A 21,380-nucleotide genomic window follows, 5' to 3' on the forward strand; every position below is an offset into this window, starting at 1 on the left:
GACCAGGAAGAACGTTGTGATCGACGCGTCAACTTACCGGGTTGTCAGCCTGTTGCAACAAGCCCTCCCAGGCATATGGTGAGCGAAGCGCCACCTCAACGTCGAGGGCCGCGCCGAGGGTAAGGACGCCCTCACCAGGGAAGGGGTATCGACGTGAAGAAATCCTCTCTGATCGCGGCCGGGTCGCTGTTCGCAGCCTCGGTCCTCGTGCTCGCCGGGTGTTCGTCCGGCGGCAGCAGCAACGGGAGCAGCAGCGGCTCGAGCGCCGCTCCGAGCACCAGCAGCACCGGGGCGATGGCTCAAGGCACCGCCTGCGTCATCCTGCCCGACGCCGCATCGTCCCCCCGCTGGGAGAACGGCGACCGTCCCGCCTTGCAGAAGGCGATCACCGACGCCGGGTTCGAGGCGAACATCCAGAACGCGCAGGGTGACACCGGCAAGTACGCGACCATCGCGGACCAGATGCTCACCGGCGGCTGCGGCGTGATGATCCTCGTCGACTACAACGGCGCCGCCACCGCGGTCACGGCCAAGGCCGAGGCGCAGGGCATCCCCGTCATCGCGTACGACCGCCCGATCGCCAAGGCCGACTACTACGTCTCCTTCGACAACGAGAAGGTGGGCGAGCTCGAGGGTCAGATGATCGTCGACGGGCTCAAGGCGGAGGGCAAGGACCCGGCCACGGCCACGGTCGTCTACATGGGCGGCGACCCGGCCGACGGCAACGCCGCGATGTTCCACGACGGCGCCGTCAAGGTGATGTCCGCCGCGGGCATCAAGCCGGCCGCCGAGCCGCCGGGCGTCTGGGACGGCCAGAAGAGCGCGACCAACTTCGAGCAGGCGCTGACCAAGCTCGGAGGCAAGGTCGACGCCGTGTGGGTGGCCAACGACACCAATGCCGCGGGCGTGATCACCGTCCTCGACAAGAACCACCTCACGGTGCCGGTGTCCGGTCAGGACGCCTCCGTCGCGGGCCTGCAGAACGTCCTGCTGGGCAAGCAGACGGGGACGGTCTACAAGCCCTACCAGCTCGAGGCCAGCGAGACCGCCAAGCTTGCGGTCGAGCTCCTCAAGGGCGAGACGCCGACCGCTCCGCAGACCCTGGACGGCGTGCCGTTCTTCCCGGAGACGCCGATCAGCATCGGCAACAACGACAGCATCCAGCAGGTCTTCGACGACGGCAACGCGTCGTACAACGAGGTCTGCACGGGTGACGTCAAGGCCAAGTGCGACGCGATCGGTCTCAAGCCCGCGTCCTGACGGCTCCACGAGGGAGGGCCCCGCGTCCGCGCGACGCGGGGCCTTTCCCCTCGCCGCCCGTCGTCCACGCCACACGACCTGGAGGATCTGATGACACATCCCATCGTCGAGCTCAAGGGGGTCACCAAGAGCTTCGGCCCGGTGAGCGTCCTCAAGGGGGTCGACCTCACCGCGGAGGTCGGGCGCGTCACCGCGCTCGTCGGCGACAACGGAGCCGGCAAGTCCACGCTCATCAAGGGCCTCGCGGGCGTCCAGCCCTACGATGGCGGCGAGGTGCTGTTCGACGGCGAGCCCGTCTCCCTGCACCACCCGCGCGAGGCGGCACGGCTCGGCATCGAGGTGGTCTACCAGGACCTCGCGCTGTGCGACAACCTCGACATCGTGCAGAACATGTTCCTCGGCCGCGAGGAGCTCATCGGTGGCACCTTCAACGAGGGACAGATGGAGGCGGAGGCGGCGCGCGCGCTCCAGACGCTCTCCGTCAAGACGGTGAAGTCGCTGCGCCAGAAGGTCGCCTCGCTGTCGGGGGGCCAGCGGCAGACCGTCGCCATCGCCCGCTCGGTGGTCAAGAAGGCCAGGGTCGTCATCCTCGACGAGCCCACCGCCGCGTTGGGCGTGGCCCAGACGGCCCAGGTGCTCGACCTGGTGCGGCGCCTCGCGGACAGCGGCGTGGCGGTGATCATCATCTCCCACAACCTGCAGGACGTCTTCGCCGTGGCGGACGACATCAGCGTCCTGTACCTCGGCACGATGACGGCGCGCGTGCAGGCCAAGGACACCACCCGCGACGACATCGTCGGCTACATCACGGGCACCAAGACGATGACGGAGGTCCAGGCGTGAGCACCGAGATCGAGAGCGACGGGCCGGCCATCGAGGTCCCGGCCGACGCACCGAGCCTGCTGGGCAAGGGCACGGAGGGCGGCGTGGGCGAGGCGCTGTCCGCGTACTGGAGCCGCGTCCGCGGCGGCGACATGGGTCCGCTGCCCGCCGTGGGCGGCCTCGTGGTGCTGGTCGCGATCTTCGCGGTCGCCAACCCGCTGTTCCTCACGCAGCGCAACATCGCGAACCTGTTCACCCAGGCGGCGCCGCTGGTCACCCTGGCCATGGCCCTGGTGTTCGTGCTGCTCCTGGGCGAGATCGACCTGTCGGCCGGCGTGACCTTCGGCACGGCCATGGGCGTCTTCGTCAAGATCACGCAGCCGGGCGGCATGGCGTGGCCGCTCGCGCTGCTCATCTCGCTCGCGATCGGAGCGGCGATCGGCACCTTCATCGGGTTCTTCGTCGCACGGATAGGCGTGCCATCGTTCGTCGTCTCGCTCGGCCTGTTCCTGGGTCTGCAGGGCGTGATGCTCGTCATCATCGGCGCCGGCGGCACGTACATCCTCAACCCCGCGCCGATCCTCGCGATCGAGAACAACAACCTCCCGCCCCTCCTCGGATGGCTGATGCTGGTGGTCGCGCTCGCGGCCCTGCTGGTCGTCGCGCTCATCGACCGGCGCCGTCGCATCGCGTCGGGAGCGCCCAACCCGCCGCTCAGCATCATGATAGCCAAGCTCGGCGTGATCGCCCTGCTCGGCGCCGCGGTGGTGTTCTACCTCAACCAGGACCGCGGCTCCGCCCTCCACCCGCTCCAGGGCGTTCCGATCGTGGTGCCGATCATCCTGCTCATCATCATGGTCGGCACGTACGTGCTCGACCGCACGCGCTACGGCCGCTACCTCTACGCCATCGGCGGCAACGCCGAGGCGGCCCGCCGCTCCGGCGTCAACGTCGCGCTCGTGAAGTGGACGGCGTTCATCACGTGCTCGGTGCTCGCCGTGGTCGCGGGCGTCTTCTACGTGTCGCAGGTGGGGTCGGCCGACGCCTCGACGGGCACCCAGATCGTGCTGTCCGGGGTCGCGGCGGCGGTCGTGGGCGGCGTCAGCCTGTTCGGCGGACGCGGCCGTCTCATGCATGCCGTGCTCGGCGGCACCGTCATCGCGGTCATCACCAACGGCATGGGCCTGCTGTCGTTCTCGGCGGGCGCCAACCTCGCCGTGACCGGCGGCGTGCTGGTGCTCGCGGCGACGGTGGACGCGCTCGCCCGCAAGCGCTCCGGCGCGACGGGCGTGTAGCCGGCCCGCGCATCGTCCCCCGCGCCCCGCGCGCCCGCACGGGCTAGCGTGAGCCAGGGACGATGCGCGGGGGAGGCCACCCATGGACACGTTGCTGGCGGCGCTGCCGATCGCGGTCGTGCTGGTGCTCATGATCGGGCTGAAGTGGTCGGCCATCTGGGCGGGCCTGTCGGCGGCGATCGTCGCGATCGTCATCGCGCTCACCACGTTCGGCTTCGGCACGGACGAGGGCTTCGGGCGGGTGCAGGGCGTCACGGGTGTGGTGGTGAGCGCCGCGTGGACCGCGCTCACGGTGATGCTCATCATCGGGCCCGCGCTCGGCATCCACCACCTCCAGCAGAGGACCGGCGCGACCGCGGCCATCGAGGCCGGGCTCGCGCGCATCACCCCCGATCCGCGGGTCGCGGCGCTGCTCATCGCCTGGTTCTTCACCCTGCTCATCGAGGGCGCGGCCGGCTTCGGCACGCCCGTCGCCCTGTCGGCGCCGTTCCTGGTGGCGGCGGGCTTCAAGCCAGGCACGGCGGTCGTGGCGGCGATGGCCGGCAACGTCGCGGCGGTGCCCTTCGGCGCGGTCGGCACGCCCACGCTCGCGCAGGCGGCGATCGTCGACCACGACCCCGTCGACCTGTCGTGGGCCGTCTCGCCGTACATGGTGGTGACCGGCCTGGTGCTCGCGTTCACCGTCGCGCGGCTCGTGGGCACGCTCATCCCCACCGCGGGGCCGCCGTGGCGGTGGATGGCGGTGGCGTACGCGGCGTTCTTCGCGCCCTACCTGCTCATCGCCCGCTTCGTGGGCCCCGAGCTGCCGTCGCTGATGGGGGCGATCATCGGGGCCGGCATCTTCATCGCGCTCGTGCGCGCCGTGGTGGTGAGGCGCGCCCGGGCGCACGCGATGACCGGCCCCGAGGAGGCCGCCGAGCGCGAGGTCGAGCACGCCGCGGCCGAGGTGGAGGCCACCGAGGCGCACCGCATGTCGCTGCTCGCGGCGACGGCGCCGTACGCGATCCTCGTGGTGCTGGTGCTGCTCACCCGCCTGGTGCCACCCATCAAGACAGGCTCCCAGTCGTGGGACGTCACCTGGAGCCTGTTCGACGGGGCCTTCGGCGACGGGATCCAGCCGCTGTACCACCCGGGCCCGCTGCTGCTCGTGGCGTTCCTGGGCGGGGCGCTGTGGCAGCGCGCGACGCGCGCGGAGATCGGCGGCGCGTTCTCGGTCGCGACGCGTCAGGTGATCCCCGTGTTCGCGGCGCTCGTCGCGATGGTGACGGTGGCCTACACGATGTCCGAGTCCGGCATGACGACCCAGCTCGCCGTCGCCGCGGCCGGGGCGGGCGCCGCGTGGCCGCTGCTGTCGCCGTTCGTGGGGGCGCTCGGCACGTTCATGACGGGCTCCGCGACGTCCTCCAACATCCTGTTCACGGACTTCCAGGACCTCACCGCGAACCAGGCGGGGCTGTCGGCGCTGCCGCTGATCGGGGCGCAGAACGCCGGCGCCGCGATCGGCAACATGATCTGCCCGCACAACATCATCGCGGCGGCCGCGACCGTGGGCATGGCCGGCCGCGAGGGGGAGCTGCTCAAGGGCACGCTGCCGCCCGCGCTCATCACCCTGGCGATCACAGGGGCGATGGCGCTCCTGCTGGCCTGACCTCAGCGATTCCCAATGACAGATGTGACCACTGTGAATGGTGTGGCGGGTGAGACGGACGCGCTACCCGCGCCGCCCCACTCGTCACATCTGCCACAAGTGTCATTGGGAATCGTCCGTGCGGCTACGCGGCGGCCGTGATCCGCTCGGCGACCAGCTCCGCGATCTGCACGGCGTTCAGCGCCGCGCCCTTGCGCAGGTTGTCGCCCGAGACGAACAGCACGAGGCCGCGCGTGCCCTCGAGCGACCGGTCCTGGCGGATCCGGCCCACGAGCGACACGTCGCCGCCGGCGGCCGCGAGCGGGGTCGGGACCTCCTCGACGCGCACGCCCGGCGCGTTCGCGAGGATCTCGTAGGCGTCGGCGGGGGTGATGCCGCGCTCGAACTCGGCGTTGATCGACAGCGAGTGTCCGGTGAACACGGGCACGCGCACGCACGTGCCGGACACCAGGAGCTCGGGCAGGCCGAGGATCTTGCGCGACTCGTTGCGGAGCTTCTGCTCCTCGTCGGTCTCGTTGGAGCCGTCGTCCACCACGGAGCCGGCGAGCGGCACCACGTTGAACGCGATCGGCGCGACGTACTTGACGGGCGCGGGGAACTCGACGGCGGAGCCGTCGTGCGCGAGCGCCTTCGCGCCGTCCACGGTCGCGGCGACCTGCGAGTGCAGCTCCTCGACGCCGGCGAGGCCCGAGCCGGACACGGCCTGGTACGAGCACACGACCAGGCGCTCGAGGCCGGCGGCCTCGTGGAGCGGCTTGAGCACCGGCATCGCGGCCATGGTGGTGCAGTTGGGGTTCGCGACGATGCCCTTGGGGATGTCGTTCAGCGCCTCGGGGTTGACCTCCGAGACGACGAGCGGCACGTCGGGGTCCTTGCGCCACGCCGACGAGTTGTCGATCACGATGGCGCCCGCGGCGGCGAACAGGGGTGCGTACTCCTTCGACGCGGCGCCGCCGGCCGAGAACAGCGCGATGTCGATGCCCGCATAGTCGCCCGAGGCGACGTCCTCGACGACGACCTCGCCGCCGAGGTGCGGCAGCGCCTTGCCGGCCGAGCGCGCGGACGCGAAGAACCGCACGGTGGCGTCGGGGAACCGCTCCGCGACCAGCTCGCGCATGACGGCGCCCACCTGTCCGGTGGCGCCCACGACTGCGATGGTGAGGCTCATCGTCCCGTCCCTCCGTAGACCACGGCCTCGCCCTCGGTGGAGTCGAGCTCGAACGCGGTGTGGACCGCGCGGACGGCCTTCTCGAGCTGCTCCGCGCGGGTGACGACGGAGATGCGGATGTCCGACGTCGTGATCATCTCGATGTTGACGCCCGCGTCGCGCAGCGCCGCGAAGAACTTCGCGGACACCCCCGACGAGGAGCGCATGCCGGCGCCGATCAGCGAGATCTTGCCGATCGTGTCGTCTGTGGCGAGGGCCTCGAAGCCGATGGACGCGTGGTCCGCCTCGATCGCCGCGATCGCGTCCGGGATTGACGCGGCGGGCAGCGTGAACGAGATGTCCGTGACGCCCGTGTTCGTCGCCGACACGTTCTGGACGATCATGTCGATGTTCACGTCGGCGCGCGCGACGGCCTCGAACAGGCGCGCGGCGGAGCCGGGCACGTCGGGGACGCCCGTGACGGTGATCTTCGCCTCGGACTTGTCGTGCGCGACTCCCGCGATGATCGGGTCTTCCATCTCGTCTCCTTCTCCAGTCTCCCCCACGACCCACGTCCCCTCCAGGCCGGAGAAGGACGAGCGGACGTGGATGGGCACGTTGAAACGGCGCGCGTACTCGACGCAGCGGGGCATGAGCACCTTCGCGCCCGAGGCCGCCATGTCGAGCATCTCCTCGTAGGTGATGCGGTCGAGCTTGCGGGCGGCGGGCACGACGCGCGGGTCGGCTGAGAACACGCCGTCGACGTCGGTGTAGATCTCGCACACGTCCGCGCCGAGCGCGGCGGCGAGGGCGACGGCGGTGGTGTCGGAGCCGCCGCGGCCGAGCGTGGTGACGTCCTGCGTCTCCTGGTTGAGGCCCTGGAAGCCCGCGACGATCGCGACCTTGCCCTGCTGCAGCGCGCGCTGCAGGCGGCCCGGCGCGACGTCGATGATGCGCGCGCGGCCGTGGTGCTCGGTGGTGATGACGCCGGCCTGCGGGCCGGTGAACGCCTGGGCCGGGACGCCCTCGGAGCCGATCGCCATGGCGAGCAGCGCCATCGAGATGCGCTCGCCAGCGGTGAGGAGGATGTCCATCTCGCGGGCGTCGGGGGCGTCGGTGACCTCGTTCGCGAGGTCGATGAGCTCGTCCGTCGTGTCGCCCATCGCCGACACGGTCACGACCACGTCGTTCCCGTCCCTCACCGTGTCGGCGACGCGACGCGCGACGCGCTTGAGCGCCTCGGCGTCGGAGACCGACGATCCGCCGTACTTCTGCACCACAAGGGACATGCAAGACTCCAGGAGGAATGGGGGGCGTGACCGCACGGCGGACACGGTGTCTCATTCTAGGGGACGCGCGCGCGTGCACCCGTGCCCGAGGCCGGGGGACGATGCGCGGGTCCCGGACGGTCGCATCGTCCCGCCCCTAGGGTGGGTCGGGTGAGCGACGACGCACCCGTGATCCGCACCCGAGCCGGCGCCGTGCGAGGCGCCTGGCGCGAGCATCGGTCGGCCGACGGCGGCCTCAGCCGGGCCGCGATCTTCCTCGGCATCCCGTACGCCGAGCCGCCCGTCGGGGAGCGTCGCTTCCTCGCGCCCGAGCCGCGTGCGGCGTGGGACGGCGTGCGGCCGGCCGTGCTCCACGGCGCGACCCCGCAGCGGCGCTCGCCGTTCGCGGACGCGTTCATCCCCGAGCCCTCCATCCCGGGCGACGATCTCCTCACGCTCGACGTGGGCACGCCCGATCCGGGCGCCGGCGCGGGGCTGCCCGTGCTCGTCTACCTCCACGGCGGCGGCTTCGTCGCCGGCTCGCACGCGAGCCCCTGGTACGGCGGCCAGGCGTTCCACCGCGACGGCGTGGTGACGGTCGCGCCGTCCTACCGGCTCGGCTTCGACGGCTTCGGCTGGATCGACGGCGCGCCAGCCAACCGCGCCGTGCTCGACTGGCTCGCCGCGCTCGCGTGGGTGCGCGACAACATCCGCGAGTTCGGCGGCGACCCCGCCCGGGTGACGATCGCGGGTCAGTCCGCGGGCGGCGCGGCCGTGATGCGCCTGCTCACGCTCCCGGCCGCGCAGGGCCTCTTCCACGGCGCGATCGCGCTGTCGCCCGCGGACTCGCCCGTGCGCCTCGACGCGGCGCGGGAGCGCTCGCGGGCGAGCGCCGCCCGGCTCGGCATCACGCCCGACCTGACGGGCTGGCGGTCGCTCCCGGAGGCGCGGGTGCTCGAGGCGCAGGCGGCGATGGCGGAGCAGCCCGACGACCCGCTGCCCACGCTCGTCGACGACGCGGGGCTCGTGCTGTCCCCGGTCATCGACGGCGAGCTGGTCCCGACCACCGTCGCGGACGGCATCCGCGCGGGCGTCGGCGCCGACGTCCCGCTGCTCATCGGCGCCACCGCGCACGAGTTCGACCTCGCGGTGGGCGACGCCGCGCCGCGGCTCGCCGGCCTCGACCCGCGGGCGGTCCTCGCGCACATGCGCATCGAGGGCGCGGCCGCCGACGGGCTCGTCGAGCGCGCGCCCGCCGCGGACGCGGTCGCCGTGGTCGGTCACGCCGTCACGGACATCACATTCCGCCGCCACGTCGCCCGGTGGGCCGGGCTGCGCGTCGGCTCCGCGACGACGGCGCCCACCTGGGCCTACGACTTCCGGTGGCCGATGCCGGGGCCGGGACTCGCGGTGCACTGCCTCGACCTGCCCTTCGGCTTCGACATCCTGAGAGACCCCGCCGCGGTCCGGCGGGTCGGTGCGGACGCGCCCCAGGCGCTCGCGGACGCGGTCCACCGCGACTGGCTGGCGCTGATCCGCGACGGCCGCGTCGACGCCCCCACGCACGACGAGGCGCGCGCGACCATCGTCTACGGCGAGCCCGTGCGGGACGTGCGACCGGGCTACGCGGGCGAGGAGGACTTCGCGATCGCGACCGAGATGTCCGAAATGCAGGATTGATCAGGGAGGATATCCGGGGTGTCCCTGATGGCCGCGCCCGTGCGGGTGTGCGAGGGTGGGGGCACGATGCGCGGCATGGGGGCCGCGCCGAGGGGATCGGGGGGTCCATGACGGCGACAGCCACGGACGTGACCACGGCGGCGGTGTCCGCGCGGGGCGTGTCCCGGGCGTTCGGATCGGTGCAGGCGGTGGCCGACGCGACGCTCGAGGTGCAGCCCGGCACGGTCACGGCGCTGATCGGGCCCAACGGGTGCGGCAAGACCACGCTCATGCTCATGCTGGCGGGGCTGCTGCGGCCCGACGCCGGGGAGATCCGCATCGCGGGCATCGACCCGCGGACGGACTCGGCCGCCGTGCGCACCGCGATCGGGTGGATGCCGGACCAGCTGGGCTCGTGGGACAACCTCACGTGCCTCCAGACGCTCACGCTCATGGGACGCGGCTACCGGCTCGCCAAGCACGAGGCGCGGGAGCGCGGCGCGGGGCTGCTCGAGATGGTGCACCTGTCCGAGTTCGCCGACCGGCCCACCCGCGTCCTGTCGCGGGGCCAGAAGCAGCGCCTGTCCCTCGCGCGGGCGCTCATGAACGATCCCGACGTGCTGCTGCTCGACGAGCCCGCCAACGGGCTCGATCCGCGCTCGCGCGTCGAGCTGCGCACGCTGGTGCGCGAGCTCGCCGCGGACGGCAAGGCCGTGCTGGTGTCGAGCCACGTGCTCGCCGAGCTCGACGAGATGGTCGACGAGGCCGTCTTCATGTCCAAGGGCCGCACGCTCGGCGACGAGATCGCCGACAAGGTCGCGGACGCGCGCCGCCGCTACCGGGTGGTCGCGCTGAACGATGCGGCGCTCAAGGCCGCGCTCACCGACGCCGGCGTGCCGTTCGACGAGGAGACCGTCGGCGCCGTCATCCGCGTGGGCGACGAGGACGAGGCCTTCCACGCGCTCGCGTGGCTCATGGGCCAGGGCGTGCGCGTGCACCGGTTCGGCCCGGCGGGCAGCGCGCTCGAGCAGACCTACATGGCGATGGAGGAGGAGCGGCGATGACCCTCGTGGACCAGAACCCGGCCCCCGCGGACGCGCCCGAGCCGGCGCCCGCATCGTCCGCCGTCCCGCGCGCGAAGGGCAACCCGTGGCTGCCGACGCCGCGCGGCGTGTGGCTCGTCACGGGCATCGAGCTGCGCCGGCGGCGGCCGTCCACCAAGGGGTGGATCTTCTACGGTCTGCTGCTCGCGCTCATCATCGCGGTCGGCGTCCTGCTCGCGGTCGTGAGCGGCGAGGACATGACGTCCACGCCCATGGAGATGGTGCTCGTGCTCGTGCTGGGTGCGGGCATGCTCATCGCGCCGTCGCTCGCGGCGACTTCCGTCAACGGCGACTCGTCCGAGGGCGTGCTCGCGCCGCTGCAGATGACCCGGCTCACGGCGGGCGACCTCGCGATCGGCAAGCTGCTCGCCTCGTGGCTGATCGCGGTCGTGGTGCTGCTCACCATGACGCCGTTCCTGGTCTACGCCTTCGCGCGCTCGGGATGGCACTGGGGCGAGCTGGTCACCGTGATCGGGGTGATCCTGCTCGTGGTGCTCACCTCGACCGCGATCGGTCTCGCGTGGTCCTCGCTCGCGGCGCGCGCGGTCGCCTCCGTGTCGCTCGCGCACCTCACGACGGGCGCGCTCCTGCTCGGGACGCTGCTCGTGTTCATCTTCACCCAGCCGCTCGTGTCCGAGACCGTCACCGACACCTCGCGCAGCGTCGACTACGAGGCGCTCACGGACGAGCAGCGGGTGGCCTACGAGAACTGGGACTGGTCCGAGGTGGACCCGGCCACCCTGCCGTGCGTCGAGGGGCAGTCCGACTGGTCGTACGGGGTGCCGCACACCGAGCGCACGGCGTGGCTGCTGCTCGCCAACCCGGTCGTGCTCATCGGCGAGTCGTCGCCGATCATCAGCTACGACACGTGGGAGCAGGACGGCCGCGCCGCCCCCGGCATGTTCGCGCAGATGCACAGCTGGGTCAGCGACATGCGGATCGGGCCTTCGGAGGCCGACCTCGCGGGCCAGCGCTACGACGAGTGCGCGATGCTCGTCGCGGACGCCAACGGCCAGGCTTACGACGACGGCTGGCAGGAGCAGCAGTCGACCGCGTCCGTCTACCCGCGCGCCCCGTGGATCGGGCTCGGCGTGGAGGCCGTCCTGCTCGTCGGCTCGGTGTGGATCGTGATCGCCCGCCTGCGGGTGCCCTACAAGAAGCTCCGTCAGGGCACGCGCGTGGCGTGACGCATCACCCCAGGTGCGTGGTGGGGAAGCGCGGCGGATCGGTCCCCGCGGGCCGTGCGTGTGTGGAGCAGCGCAGCGAGTCGAGAGCCGCCAGCTAGCTGACCTTGCGGCGTCCCTCGAACGCGCGGCCGAGGGTGACCTCGTCGGCGTACTCGAGGTCGCCGCCGACCGGCAGGCCCGAGGCCAGGCGCGACACGGTCACGCCCATGGGCCCGAGCATGCGCGCGAGGTAGGTCGCGGTGGCCTCGCCCTCGATGTTGGGATCGGTCGCGATGATGACCTCCTCGATCCTCCCGTCGCCGAGGCGGGAGAGGAGCTCGCGGATCCGCAGGTCGTCGGGGCCGACGCCGTTCATCGGGTCGATCGCGCCGCCGAGCACGTGATAGCGGCCGCGGAACTCGCGCGTGCGCTCGATGACCACCACGTCCTTGGGCTCCTCGACCACGCACAGGACGTCCTCGGCGCGCCGTGGGTCGAGGCAGATGCGGCACTGCTCGGCCTCCGCGACGTTGCCGCACGTGGTGCAGAAGCGCACCTTCTCCTTGACCGTGATGATCGCGTCGGCAAGGCGGCGCACGTCGGCCGGGTCCGTCGAGAGGATGTGGAACGCGATGCGCTGGGCGCTCTTGGGGCCGATGCCCGGGAGGTGGCCGAGCTCGTCGATGAGGTCCTGAACCGCGCCGTCGTACATGGGGACCAGCGTAGGCGCACCCGCCGACGGTGCCGGTCAGCGCGAGGTCGCGGCTCGCCTCGGCTCGAACCGCCGTACAGATCGACGCGCCCACGCGCGTTCCAGGTGCGCCGCTGTGCGAGCGGCCATCTGTGCGCCGGTTGGGGACGCGCGGCGGCCGGTCAGTCCTCGATGACGGTGCCGCCGAGCTCGCGCGCGAGGATCTCCGCGGCGCTGAGCCCGGCGTCGTCCGGACGCGCGTCGTCCTCCGAGATCTCCTCCTCGAAGTACGGCGGCTCGTCGTCCGGCGGCGGCACGTCCCACGGCGGGGCCGGCTCGTTCGCGGGGACGGGCGCGGCGGCCGGGGCGGGCGCCTGGCGGGTGGGAGCCGGCGCCGGGGCGGGGCTCGCGACGGGCGCGGGGGACGATGCGGGGCGAGCGGCGGGCGCGGCGGGCGCCGCCGCACGAGGGGCCGGAGCGGCGGCTGGTCCCGCCACGGCGGTGATGCGCAGCTGCATCCCGAGGGTCTCGCGGATCGCGAGCTGGAGGTTCTCGGCGTGCTTGCCGCCGTCGAGCATCGCGATGAGGTTGGGGTTGGACACCGCGAGCGACAGCGTGCCGTCCTGCACCGACGACACCTGGGCGTTCTGGCTCACGAGGGTCCAGGTGACGCGCCAGCGCTCGAGCGTGCCGAGCACCTCGGGCCAGCGGCGGCGGACGAGCTCGGTGTCGGCGGCCGTGCCGCCCGCGGACGCGGCAGGCGCTGCGGGTGCGGGCTCGGCAGCCGGCGCGGGAGCCGGAGCGGCAGTGGGGGCAACGGCCGGTGCGGGTGCCGGGGTGGCGACGGGAGCCGGCTCGGGGTTCCGCTCGGGCGCGGGGTTCGGCGTCGGGGCGGCGCTCTCGGTGCGTGCGGCGGGTGCAGTTGCAGCGGGTGCGGGCGCCGCGGGCGCGGGTGCAGCGGGCGCGACCGGCGCCGCGACCACGGGCACGCCGGGCGCCGCCGCGACCGCTCCCGGGTCCGAGGCGAGCAGGCGGGCGCACAGCAGCTCGAGGTGCAGGCGCGGCGAGGTCGCGCCCACCATGCGGGTGAGCGCGTCGTTGACGAGGTCCGCCGCGGCGGACGCGCGCGCGAGGCCCAGGCGGCGGGCCTGGTCGCGCATCGTGGCGAGCTGATCCTCGGGCAGCGATCCGAGCGCCCGCGCCCCACCGTCCCCGGCGGCGCACAGCACGATGAGGTCGCGCAGCCGCTCGAGCAGGTCCTCGACGAAGCGCCGCGGCTCGTGCCCGGTGGACATCACGCGCTCGACCACGTCGAACAGCGATGCGCCGTCGGCGGCGGCGATCGCGTCGACCGCGTCGTCCAGCAGCGTCGCGTCGGTGAACCCCAGCAGCGCGATCGCGCGGTCGTAGGTGACGCCCGAGTCGTCCGAGCCCGCCATGAGCTGGTCGAGCACCGAGAGGGTGTCGCGCACCGAGCCGCCGCCCGCGCGGATGACAAGCGGCAGCACGCCGCCGGCGACGGTCACGCCCTCGGCCTCGCACAGCTGCTCGAGGTAGCCCTGCAGCACCGGCGGCGGCACCAAGCGGAACGGGTAGTGGTGGGTGCGCGAGCGGATGGTGCCGATGACCTTGTCCGGCTCGGTGGTCGCGAAGATGAACCGCACGTGCGGCGGCGGCTCCTCGACCAGCTTGAGCAGCGCGTTGAAGCCCTGGGTGGTGACCATGTGGGCCTCGTCCAGGATGAAGATCTTGTAGCGGTCGCGCGCCGGCGCGAACGCCGCCCGCTCGCGCAGCTCACGCGCATCGTCGACGCCGTTGTGCGAGGCCGCGTCGATCTCGACCACGTCGACCGAGCCGGCGCCGCCGCGCGCGAGCTCGAGGCACGAGTCGCACGTGCCGCACGGGGTGTCGGTGGGGCCCTGTGCGCAGTTGAGGCAGCGGGCGAGGATGCGCGCCGAGGTGGTCTTGCCGCACCCGCGCGGTCCCGAGAACAGGTACGCGTGGTTGACGCGGTCGGCGCGCAGCGCCTGCATGAGGGGCGTGGTGACGTGCTCCTGCCCGACGACGTCCGCGAAGGTGTCGGGACGGTAGCGGCGGTACAGGGCGGTGGTCACGGGTACGACTCTAGTGGGGCCCTCCGACGGCGTGAACGGCCTTGTCCACAGGCGCGTCGGGGCGTGAGAGGACCCCCCACGCACCCGACAGAGCCCGCTTACCCTTGCTTCGTTCCCGACCTGGGGGAGTTGGGCGAGGTATCGCCACGTGGGGGGTCGCCGACCAGTCTAGCGGCCGCCGCGGACAGGTCCGTGCGGCCGTGGGCCTACCGGAGGGACGATGCGCGGGCCCGCCGGGTGGCACGCGATGGCGTTTCGACGTCGGGCCTCAAGCCGTGTACCATTGCCGCGCCTGGAGGATTCGCCTAGTGGCCTATGGCGCACGCTTGGAAAGCGTGTTGGGTGCAAGCCCTCGGGGGTTCGAATCCCCCATCCTCCGCCAGTTGTCCTGACCCATGACGGGATGGTGCCTGTGACCGAGCGAGCGAACGGACGCCCCGACGCCCGTCGCGCGCAGGTGCGCCGCCACCGTCGCGAGCGCCAGATCATCGTGTTCGGCGTGCTCGTCATCGCGCTCGCCTTCTCCGCGCTGTTCGCCGCGGCCGTCTACAAGGGCGACGTCGAGGGACCGTTCTCCCAGGCATTCGTGACCCCCGCCGGCTCGTACGACGCGAGCGTCACGCTCGTGTGCCCGCCGCACGGCAGCACCCCGATGAAGGCCAAGAACGTCGCGGTGCGCGTGCTCAACGGCACCGACACGAACGGGCTGGCCGGCACGGTGGCCGGCGACCTCAAGAACCGCAACTACAAGGTCGTCAGCACCGCGAACTGGGGCAGGACCTACGACGGCTTCGTGCGCCTGTACTTCGGCACGGACGGCATCCGCCAGGCCTACACCGTCGCGCGCAACTTCGACGGCGACGTCGTGATGACGTACGACAACCGTGAGGGATCGCTCGTCGACGTGGTGCTCGGCTCGAAGTACGCGGACGGCGGCGGGCTGCGCTCGACGCTCGCCCCGGAGCTGGACATGGACCTCCAGCTCTCGGCCAACGCGGAGTGCCTGCCGGCGACGCTCGTCACCCCCGAGCCCGGGCCGCGGACGCTGCCCGAGAACCCGCTCGACAAGAAGAAGTAGGCCGGGCGGGTTCCTCAGGCCGCCGCCGGCGCTGTCCCGCGCGCGCCCATGCGGCGCATCGTCCGCGCGCCCGCGATCCCGGCCGCCCCGAGCGCCGCGACCGCTCCCACCGCGAGCAGGACCCGGCCGAGCCCGTCCGGTCCCGCCTGGGACGCGCCCGTCGCGAGGGTGTCCGTGCCGTCCGCGAGGGTGGCGGCGCCGTCCTCGAGGCGCGCCGTGCCGTCGACGAGCCGCGTCGCGCCGCCCGCCAGCTGGTCTGTGCCGTCCGCGAGCTCCGTCGCGCCGGCCGCCAGCAGCCCGGTGCCATCCGTGAGGCTCGCGCCGCCCCGGGCGAGCTCGCCCGCGCCGTCCGTCAGGGTCGAGGCGCCCGAGTCGAGGCGTTCCACGCCTCCGCCGAGCGTCGCGATTCCGGTCGCGATGGTGCCGCCCGTGGCGTCGAGCGTGCCCAGCCCGTCCGCGAGGTTCCCGGCGCCACCCGCGAGCCGGTCGAGCCCCGCGGCGAGGGCGTCCGCGCCCTCCGCGACGTGGGTCGCGCCCGCGGACGCCGCCGCGGTGCCGTCCGCAATGGTCTCGAGGCCGGTGGCGAGCCCGGTCGCGCCGTCGCGGAGGGCGTTCGCGTCCGTCGCGAGGGACGATGCGGCCGACGCCTGGGCGCCGGCCCCACCGGCGAGCGTGGTCGCGCCGGCGTCGGCCCGCGCCGCGGAGGTCGAGGCGGCTCCGACGGCCTCGGAGGCGGCGGTCGCGTCGGCGGCGACCGCCGCGGCGGCCTTCTCGAGGGTCTCGAGGACGGCGGGGTCCACGGTGCCGGTCGCGCGTGCCGCCGCGATCGCCGCGGTGAGGGCGGAGATCGACCCGTCCTCGGTGAGCGGCGCGTCGGCGGCGGTGGCGGCGTCGGCGAGGAGCCGGTCGGTGGCCGCCGCGTCGGAGGCGACGATCGCGGCGTCCGACGCCAGTCTGGCCGTGCTGTCGCTCAGCCCGGTGGCGGCCCGTGCGCCGGTTTCGGTCGCGGTCGCGAGCGCGGACGCCGCGGTGGACGCGTCCGCGGTGCTGGTCGCGAGCGGCGCGAGCCCCTCGGCGAGCGTCGCCCCACCCGACGCGAGGGTCCGCGCCGACCCGGCGGCCGTGGCCGCGGCGTCGTCGAGCCGTGCGGCGCCGTGCGCGGCGCGCGTGATGCCGCCGAGGTAGGCGTGCGCGCCGTCGGCGAGCGCATCGTAGCCGCCGGTGAGCGTCCCCACGCCCGCGAGGTACTCGTCGACGCCCGCGGTGAACCGGGTCACGCCGTCGACGTATGCCGCCGCCCCGTCGTCGACCTGGGTGGCGCCGTCCGCGACGCGCGCCGCGCCGTCGTCCACCCGCGTGGTGCCGTCCGCGAGCTCGAGCGCGCCGGCGCTCAGCTGCGCGGTGCCGTCCGCGACCTGCGAGGCGCCGTCGGCGACTCGGCCGGCGCCGTCGGCGACGATCCCGTTGACGGTGACGATCCCGAGGGGGACAGCGACGAGCGCCGCCGCGAGCACCACGGAGGCGATGCGAGCGCCGCGGTCGGTCCGGCGTCCCGTCCCGTCCCCGGCGCGCGTCCGGGCGCGCGGGCGATGCTGCAGGGGGGTGGTCACGCCGGTCATGGTCCTCCTCGGTCCCGGCGACGCTGCCGGGGGTGGAAGTCGGGGCCCGAGGGCCTCGCGGGGCGCCATCCTCACGGCTTCCCGGGCGCCACTGTACGCCTGTTCTTTACCCAACCGTGACCAAGTTGCGGTGTGGCGTTGCCCACAGCCTTGCGCGGGCCGACGGGTGCACGGGCCCGCGACCGTTGACCCGTCACCATCCGGCGGGCGAGGATGCGGGCATGAGCCTCCCGAGCCTGCGCATCGCGGTCATCGTCGGCAGCACGCGGCCCCGCCGGCGCGGCGAATCCGTCGCGGCATGGGTCCACGGACGGGCGCAGGGGCGCGACGCCGCCTACGGCATCGTCGACCTGCGCGATCATCCGCTCCCGCTGCTCGACGAGCCGGCCGCCGCGAGCACCGGCGTCTACGAGCACGCGCACACGCGCGCCTGGTCGGAGGTGATCGCGCCCTACGACGCGTTCGTGTTCGTCACTCCCGAGTACAACCACGGGCTGCCGGCCGCGCTCAAGAACGCGATCGACTACCTGTGGTCCGAGTGGCAGGACAAGGCCGCGGCCATCGTCAGCTATGGCAACGGCGGCGGGCTGCGATCCGCGGAGCAGCTCCGCACCGTGCTCAGCTGCGTCGGCATCGCGCACGTGCGCGCGCAGACCACCCTCAACAACCGGGACGACTTCGACGGCTACGCCGTCACCCCGAACGCCCACCACGAGCACGGGCTCGACGCGATGCTCGCCGACCTCGAGCGGTGGGCCGTCGCGATGCGGGAGGCGCGGGGCGCCCGCTAGCCCGGTGGTCGGGGCGCGGGCCGGTGGAGCAGCCCGGTGGCCGCTCCCAGCACCGCGCCGACGACCGTGTCCATCACGCGCTCCGTCACCACCGTCATCGTGGGATCGACGCCGCGTGCCGCGCCCGACAGGATCAGCACGTTCGGGGTGATGCACACGAGCGCGAGCGCGTAGTGGCGCACCACCAGCATCTGCGCCCCGAACTGCAGCGCGCCCAGGATCGCGGCGAGCGCGAGCGGCGGCGGGGAGAACGCCGCGGCCACCGCGACGTAGAGCAGCGCGCCCGCGACGGTGCCGACGATGCGGTGCAGGCCTCGCTGCGCGGCGTGCCGGCGTCCCGGACGCGACCCGATCACCGCGAGGCCCGCGGACACCGTCCAGTAGGCGCGCGCCGGGTCGACCACCGCGAGGCTCACCCCGGTGCCGACGATGGCGACGATGAGCGCACGGACGAGCAGCTCGGTCGAGACCGGGTCCCAGCGCGGCCCGCGCAGGAGCCGACGCCACGACGACGCCGGGCCCCGGCGGTTGAGGGGCCGCGCGAGCGAGGCGGCCGCGATCGCGCACGCGAGCGCGCTGCCTGCCGCGTACGCCGCGATCAGGGTGCCCGGGGGCGTGTGCCGCGCGCCGCCCTCGAGCACGCTGAGGTGCGAGGCCAGCCCGTAGGCGAGGACGGGGAACAGCGGTCCGGGAGGCCCGACCGAGAACGCGTGGGTGATCGCCGCGGCGCCCACCGCGACGGCGACGAGGCCCGCTGCGGACAGCAGCGGCCACGGCCCCGTCAGCGACCCGAGCGCCGTGCACAGCGTCAGCACCGTCGCGACGATCGGCAGGATCCGCACGCGGTCCAGCGGCCGGCGATCCGACGCGTACAGACACGCGAACGCGCCGCTCGACGCGATGAGCCCCACGCTCGCGTGGCCGGACGCCACCCCGATCGCGACCGGCAGCGCCATCGACAGTGCCGCCTGCAGCGCGAGCGGCCATCGTGGGCCCTCGACCGGTCGCACCTGCCCGAGGCTCACGAAGGCGCGTCGGGCGCCGCCCGCCCAGGCGCGCCCGACCGTCCGGGGTGCGTGCGCATCGTCCGTCATGGGGCCTCCGGGGTCGCTCCCAGCGTGCCACAGGCGGACGCGCGCGGGCGGCGGGCGACGCGTCGCCCGCCGCCGGGCCCACCTACTTGGCGGCCGCCTCGATGAGGGCCACGACCTTGTCGGGTCGGCTGATCATCGGCACGTGCGATGTCGGCACCTCGACGGTCGTCGCGTGCGCTCGCTTCGCCATCGCGCGCTCCGCGACCGGGGGGATGATCCGGTCGTACTTCGCGACCATGTACCAGCTCGGGATCGTCTGCCACGCCGCCTGCGTGGCGGGCAGCCCGAGTGTGGCGAGCGCTGCCGGTCGCTGCGTGGCCGCCATCGTCCTGGCCGTCGCCTCCGGCACGTCCTGCGCGAACAGCCGCGGGAAGGTGGCGGGGTCGATGTAGGCGTCGGGATTCTCGGGGTTCGCGTCCGGGCCCGGCCGGAGGACGAGGTTCGCCGGCAGGTCGTTGGACCCCCCGTCGAGGGCGCTGGCCCGCTGGACCGACTCGCCCGGCGCGAGAGCGAACGCCGCGATGTAGACCAGGGACTTCACATCCGTGTCGGTCGCACCCGCCTGCGTGATGACCGCACCGCCGTACGAGTGGCCCACGAGCACGATGGGTCCGTCGATCGTGGTGAGGAACGAGGCGAGATACGCGCCGTCGTACTCCACGCCGCGCAGCGGGTTGGAGAACGCGATCACGGGGTACCCGTCCTTGGAGAGGCGCGTCTGCACGGCGGCCCACCCGCTGGAGTCGGCGAAGGCGCCGTGGACGAGCACGATCGTGGGCTTCGGCGTCGCGCGATGCGCAGCGGCGTCGGTCGCGGAGGCCGGCCAGGCGGCGGCTCCGAGGGTGAGGGCGAGGACGGTGGCGAGCGCGGCGGTCAGGGCCGGCCGGCGGGGCTTGCGGAACATCGGTGTCTCCTTGGTGAGGGTCAGGCCGCGGCGGGTTGCGCGGTTGCGTGCTCGAGCGCCCAGTCGAGCGCGAGGTCGGCCACGGCCTCCCACCCGGGGGCGGCGCAGGTCCAGTGGTCGCGGCCGGGAAGCTCCCGGTACTCGGTGAGCGCGGGTGAGCGGCGCCAGTGCCTGGCGTTGGAGCGGTTCACCGCGGGCGGCATGATGTGGTCCTTCTCGCCCGCGATGAACAGCAGCGGCGCGCGGTCGACCGTGTAGTCGACGTACGTCTCCTGGTGCCCCGGCCGCCAGTTGGCGAGGAGGCCGTAGGCCCAGACCCAGTTGCCGGGAGCGGCGATGGCGTAGCGGTCCCACGCCGCGTCGGACTCCTCGCGGGACAGCGTGTTGGTGAAGGCGTAGTGGAACTGCTCCTTGGTGAAGCCCACGGCGCGGCGGAAGTTGGCCGGGTTCTTGAGCGCCGGGAACAGCGACCGTGCCTGCGACAGGGGCGTCACGCGCACACCCTCGGGCGGGGCCGAGTCGATCGCGACCCCGGCCGCTCCGAGCCCGCGCGCGAGCAGCAGCTGGGTGAGCGCGCCGCCGAACGAGTGGCCCATGAGGATCGGCGGGCGCGGCAGCGCCTCGATGACCGTGGCGAGATGGTCGAGCGTGGCGGGCACCTCCGCCTCGGCGATGGGGGTGTCGTCGGCGCGCAGCGCCTCGACCTCTCCCTCGAACCCCGGGTAGGCGGGGGTGAGGACGGTGAGCCCGCGCGCCTCGAGGCGCGTGCGCCAGTGCTCCCAGCTGCGAGGGGTCATCCACAGCCCATGGATGAGGACGACGGTGTCGGGTGCGTCGGTCATGGCGGCGTCCTTTCAGGAGTCGATGAATGCGAGCAGGTCGGCGTGGAGGCGCTCGCGGTCGGTGTCGGGGAGGCCGTGCGCGCCGCCCTCGTACACGAGCAGCGTCGCGTCAGGGACGAGCGCGGCGGACAGGCGGCCCGAGATGTCGATCGGCACGATCTGGTCGTCGTCGCCGTGGATCACGAGGGTCGGCACGTCGATCGCGGCGAGGTCGGGTCGGAAGTCGGTCGCCGAGAACGCCGCGATGCACTCGTACGCGTTGCGGGTGCCCGACGCGAGACCTTGGAGCCAGAACGCGTCGCGCGTGCCCTGGGGCACCTCGCCGGAGCGGTTGTGCCCGTAGAAGGGCCCGTCCGCGAGGTCGCGGTAGAGCTGGGACCTGTTGGCGGCCTCGCCGGCGCGGAGCCCGTCGAACACGTCGATCGGGAGGCCGCCCGGGTTGTCGTCGGTGCGCAGCATGAGCGGCGGCACGGCCGACACGAGCACCACCTTGGCCACGCGCGCCGAGCCGTGCCGCCCCACGTAGTGCGCGATCTCGCCCCCACCGGTGGAGTGCCCGACCAGCGTGAGGTCGGTGAGGTCGAGGTGCTCGATGAGGCACTTGAGGTCGTCGGCGTACGTGTCCATCTCGTTGCCGTCCCACGTCTGCGTCGACCGGCCGTGGCCGCGCCGGTCGTGCGCGATCGCGCGGTGGCCGTGGGTCGCGAGGAACAGCGCGGTCGCCTCCCACGCGTCGGAGCTCAGCGGCCAGCCATGGCTGAGCAGGACCGAGCTGCCGCCGGCGCCCCAGTCCTTGTAGAAGATCTGCGCCCCGTCCTCGGTGGTGACGTACGGCATGGCCCCTCCCTCGCATCGTCCGGTGCCGTCAGGCTGCGCCGG

Annotated in this window: 18 protein-coding genes, 1 tRNA gene and 1 other RNA gene; 10 read left to right on the forward strand and 10 right to left on the reverse strand. The window is 73.4% G+C overall.

Going from position 1 to position 21,380, the window contains the following annotated elements; translation table 11 throughout:
• Positions 1-153: 153 nt before the first annotated feature.
• The 4 genes from AOM04_RS03775 to AOM04_RS03790 all read left to right on the forward strand — a co-directional run bounded on the left by AOM04_RS03775 (position 154) and on the right by AOM04_RS03790 (position 5,025).
• The gene (locus AOM04_RS03775; RefSeq protein ID WP_062462609.1) at positions 154-1,260 is read left to right on the forward strand and encodes a sugar ABC transporter substrate-binding protein; all 1,107 of its coding nucleotides are present in this window, start codon (positions 154-156) and stop codon (positions 1,258-1,260) included.
• A gap of 90 nt (positions 1,261-1,350) precedes the next feature.
• Positions 1,351-2,103 carry an ATP-binding cassette domain-containing protein gene (locus tag AOM04_RS03780; RefSeq protein ID WP_062462613.1) on the forward strand — a complete coding sequence of 251 codons (753 nt, stop codon included), beginning with the start codon at positions 1,351-1,353 and terminating at the stop codon, positions 2,101-2,103.
• On the forward strand, positions 2,100-3,377 hold the full coding sequence (locus AOM04_RS03785) for a sugar ABC transporter permease (protein ID WP_082104364.1): 1,278 nt from the start codon (positions 2,100-2,102) through the stop codon (positions 3,375-3,377). Before AOM04_RS03780 ends, AOM04_RS03785 begins: the two co-directional genes overlap by 4 nt.
• A gap of 82 nt (positions 3,378-3,459) precedes the next feature.
• The gene (locus AOM04_RS03790; RefSeq protein ID WP_062462616.1) at positions 3,460-5,025 is read left to right on the forward strand and encodes an L-lactate permease; all 1,566 of its coding nucleotides are present in this window, start codon (positions 3,460-3,462) and stop codon (positions 5,023-5,025) included.
• A 124-nt stretch (positions 5,026-5,149) separates the two neighbouring features.
• On the opposite strand, the gene AOM04_RS03795 is transcribed toward AOM04_RS03790, so the two are convergent.
• Positions 5,150-6,193: an aspartate-semialdehyde dehydrogenase gene (locus AOM04_RS03795; protein ID WP_062462619.1), complete on the reverse strand. Its 1,044-nt coding sequence runs from the start codon at positions 6,191-6,193 to the stop codon at positions 5,150-5,152.
• Entirely contained in the window at positions 6,190-7,461 is a 1,272-nt protein-coding gene (locus tag AOM04_RS03800; RefSeq protein ID WP_082104365.1) for an aspartate kinase, read from the reverse strand. Before AOM04_RS03800 ends, AOM04_RS03795 begins: the two co-directional genes overlap by 4 nt.
• 150 nt (positions 7,462-7,611) lie before the next feature.
• On the opposite strand from AOM04_RS03800, the gene AOM04_RS03805 reads away from it, so the two are divergent.
• The 3 genes from AOM04_RS03805 (at position 7,612) to AOM04_RS03815 (ending at position 11,389) form a co-directional block, all read left to right on the forward strand.
• A complete protein-coding gene (locus AOM04_RS03805) occupies positions 7,612-9,120 on the forward strand; it encodes a carboxylesterase/lipase family protein (RefSeq protein WP_062462622.1) in 1,509 nt (502 codons plus the stop codon).
• Between the two features lie 107 nt (positions 9,121-9,227).
• Entirely contained in the window at positions 9,228-10,163 is a 936-nt protein-coding gene (locus tag AOM04_RS03810; protein WP_062462626.1) for an ABC transporter ATP-binding protein, read from the forward strand.
• Positions 10,160-11,389, forward strand: coding sequence for an ABC transporter permease (locus AOM04_RS03815; RefSeq protein ID WP_062462629.1), 1,230 nt, complete (start codon positions 10,160-10,162; stop codon positions 11,387-11,389). The genes AOM04_RS03810 and AOM04_RS03815 overlap by 4 nt, the downstream gene beginning before the upstream one ends.
• Positions 11,390-11,483: 94 nt before the next feature.
• On the opposite strand, the gene recR is transcribed toward AOM04_RS03815, so the two are convergent.
• The 3 genes from recR to ffs form a co-directional block, all read right to left on the reverse strand.
• A complete protein-coding gene (recR, locus tag AOM04_RS03820) occupies positions 11,484-12,080 on the reverse strand; it encodes a recombination mediator RecR (protein ID WP_062462632.1) in 597 nt (198 codons plus the stop codon).
• A 161-nt stretch (positions 12,081-12,241) separates the two neighbouring features.
• A complete protein-coding gene (locus tag AOM04_RS03825; protein WP_062462635.1) occupies positions 12,242-14,173 on the reverse strand; it encodes a DNA polymerase III subunit gamma and tau in 1,932 nt (643 codons plus the stop codon).
• A gap of 64 nt (positions 14,174-14,237) precedes the next feature.
• An RNA gene (ffs, locus tag AOM04_RS03830) (signal recognition particle sRNA small type) lies at positions 14,238-14,334 on the reverse strand.
• 133 nt (positions 14,335-14,467) lie between these two features.
• Here ffs and AOM04_RS03835 point away from each other — a divergent pair.
• Together AOM04_RS03835 and AOM04_RS03840 are read left to right on the forward strand one after the other, a co-directional pair.
• Positions 14,468-14,555: transfer RNA gene (locus AOM04_RS03835), tRNA-Ser, on the forward strand.
• A gap of 30 nt (positions 14,556-14,585) precedes the next feature.
• Positions 14,586-15,251 (forward strand): LytR C-terminal domain-containing protein, encoded by a 666-nt coding sequence (locus tag AOM04_RS03840; protein WP_062462638.1) that lies wholly within the window; start codon positions 14,586-14,588, stop codon positions 15,249-15,251.
• A 14-nt stretch (positions 15,252-15,265) separates the two neighbouring features.
• Here the strand turns inward: AOM04_RS03840 and AOM04_RS03845 are convergent, their stop codons facing one another.
• The gene (locus AOM04_RS03845; RefSeq protein WP_169816408.1) at positions 15,266-16,861 is read right to left on the reverse strand and encodes a hypothetical protein; all 1,596 of its coding nucleotides are present in this window, start codon (positions 16,859-16,861) and stop codon (positions 15,266-15,268) included.
• A 230-nt stretch (positions 16,862-17,091) separates the two neighbouring features.
• Between AOM04_RS03845 and AOM04_RS03850 the strand changes: the two genes are divergently transcribed.
• Positions 17,092-17,661 (forward strand): NADPH-dependent FMN reductase, encoded by a 570-nt coding sequence (locus AOM04_RS03850; RefSeq protein WP_062462645.1) that lies wholly within the window; start codon positions 17,092-17,094, stop codon positions 17,659-17,661.
• Here the strand turns inward: AOM04_RS03850 and AOM04_RS03855 are convergent.
• From AOM04_RS03855 to AOM04_RS03870, 4 genes are all read right to left on the reverse strand, one after another.
• Positions 17,658-18,755, reverse strand: a complete 1,098-nt coding sequence (locus AOM04_RS03855) for an FUSC family protein (protein ID WP_062462647.1) — start codon at positions 18,753-18,755, stop codon at positions 17,658-17,660. The two genes, AOM04_RS03850 and AOM04_RS03855, sit on opposite strands and share 4 nt — an antisense overlap.
• A gap of 82 nt (positions 18,756-18,837) precedes the next feature.
• A complete protein-coding gene (locus AOM04_RS03860) occupies positions 18,838-19,659 on the reverse strand; it encodes an alpha/beta fold hydrolase (protein ID WP_062462651.1) in 822 nt (273 codons plus the stop codon).
• Between the two features lie 20 nt (positions 19,660-19,679).
• Positions 19,680-20,501: an alpha/beta hydrolase gene (locus tag AOM04_RS03865; protein WP_062462654.1), complete on the reverse strand. Its 822-nt coding sequence runs from the start codon at positions 20,499-20,501 to the stop codon at positions 19,680-19,682.
• Between the two features lie 12 nt (positions 20,502-20,513).
• Positions 20,514-21,338: an alpha/beta fold hydrolase gene (locus AOM04_RS03870; protein ID WP_062462658.1), complete on the reverse strand. Its 825-nt coding sequence runs from the start codon at positions 21,336-21,338 to the stop codon at positions 20,514-20,516.
• Between the last annotated feature and the right edge of the window lie 42 nt (positions 21,339-21,380).

This window comes from Demequina soli (genome assembly GCF_000971195.1).
GTDB classification, from domain to species: domain Bacteria; phylum Actinomycetota; class Actinomycetes; order Actinomycetales; family Demequinaceae; genus Demequina; species Demequina soli.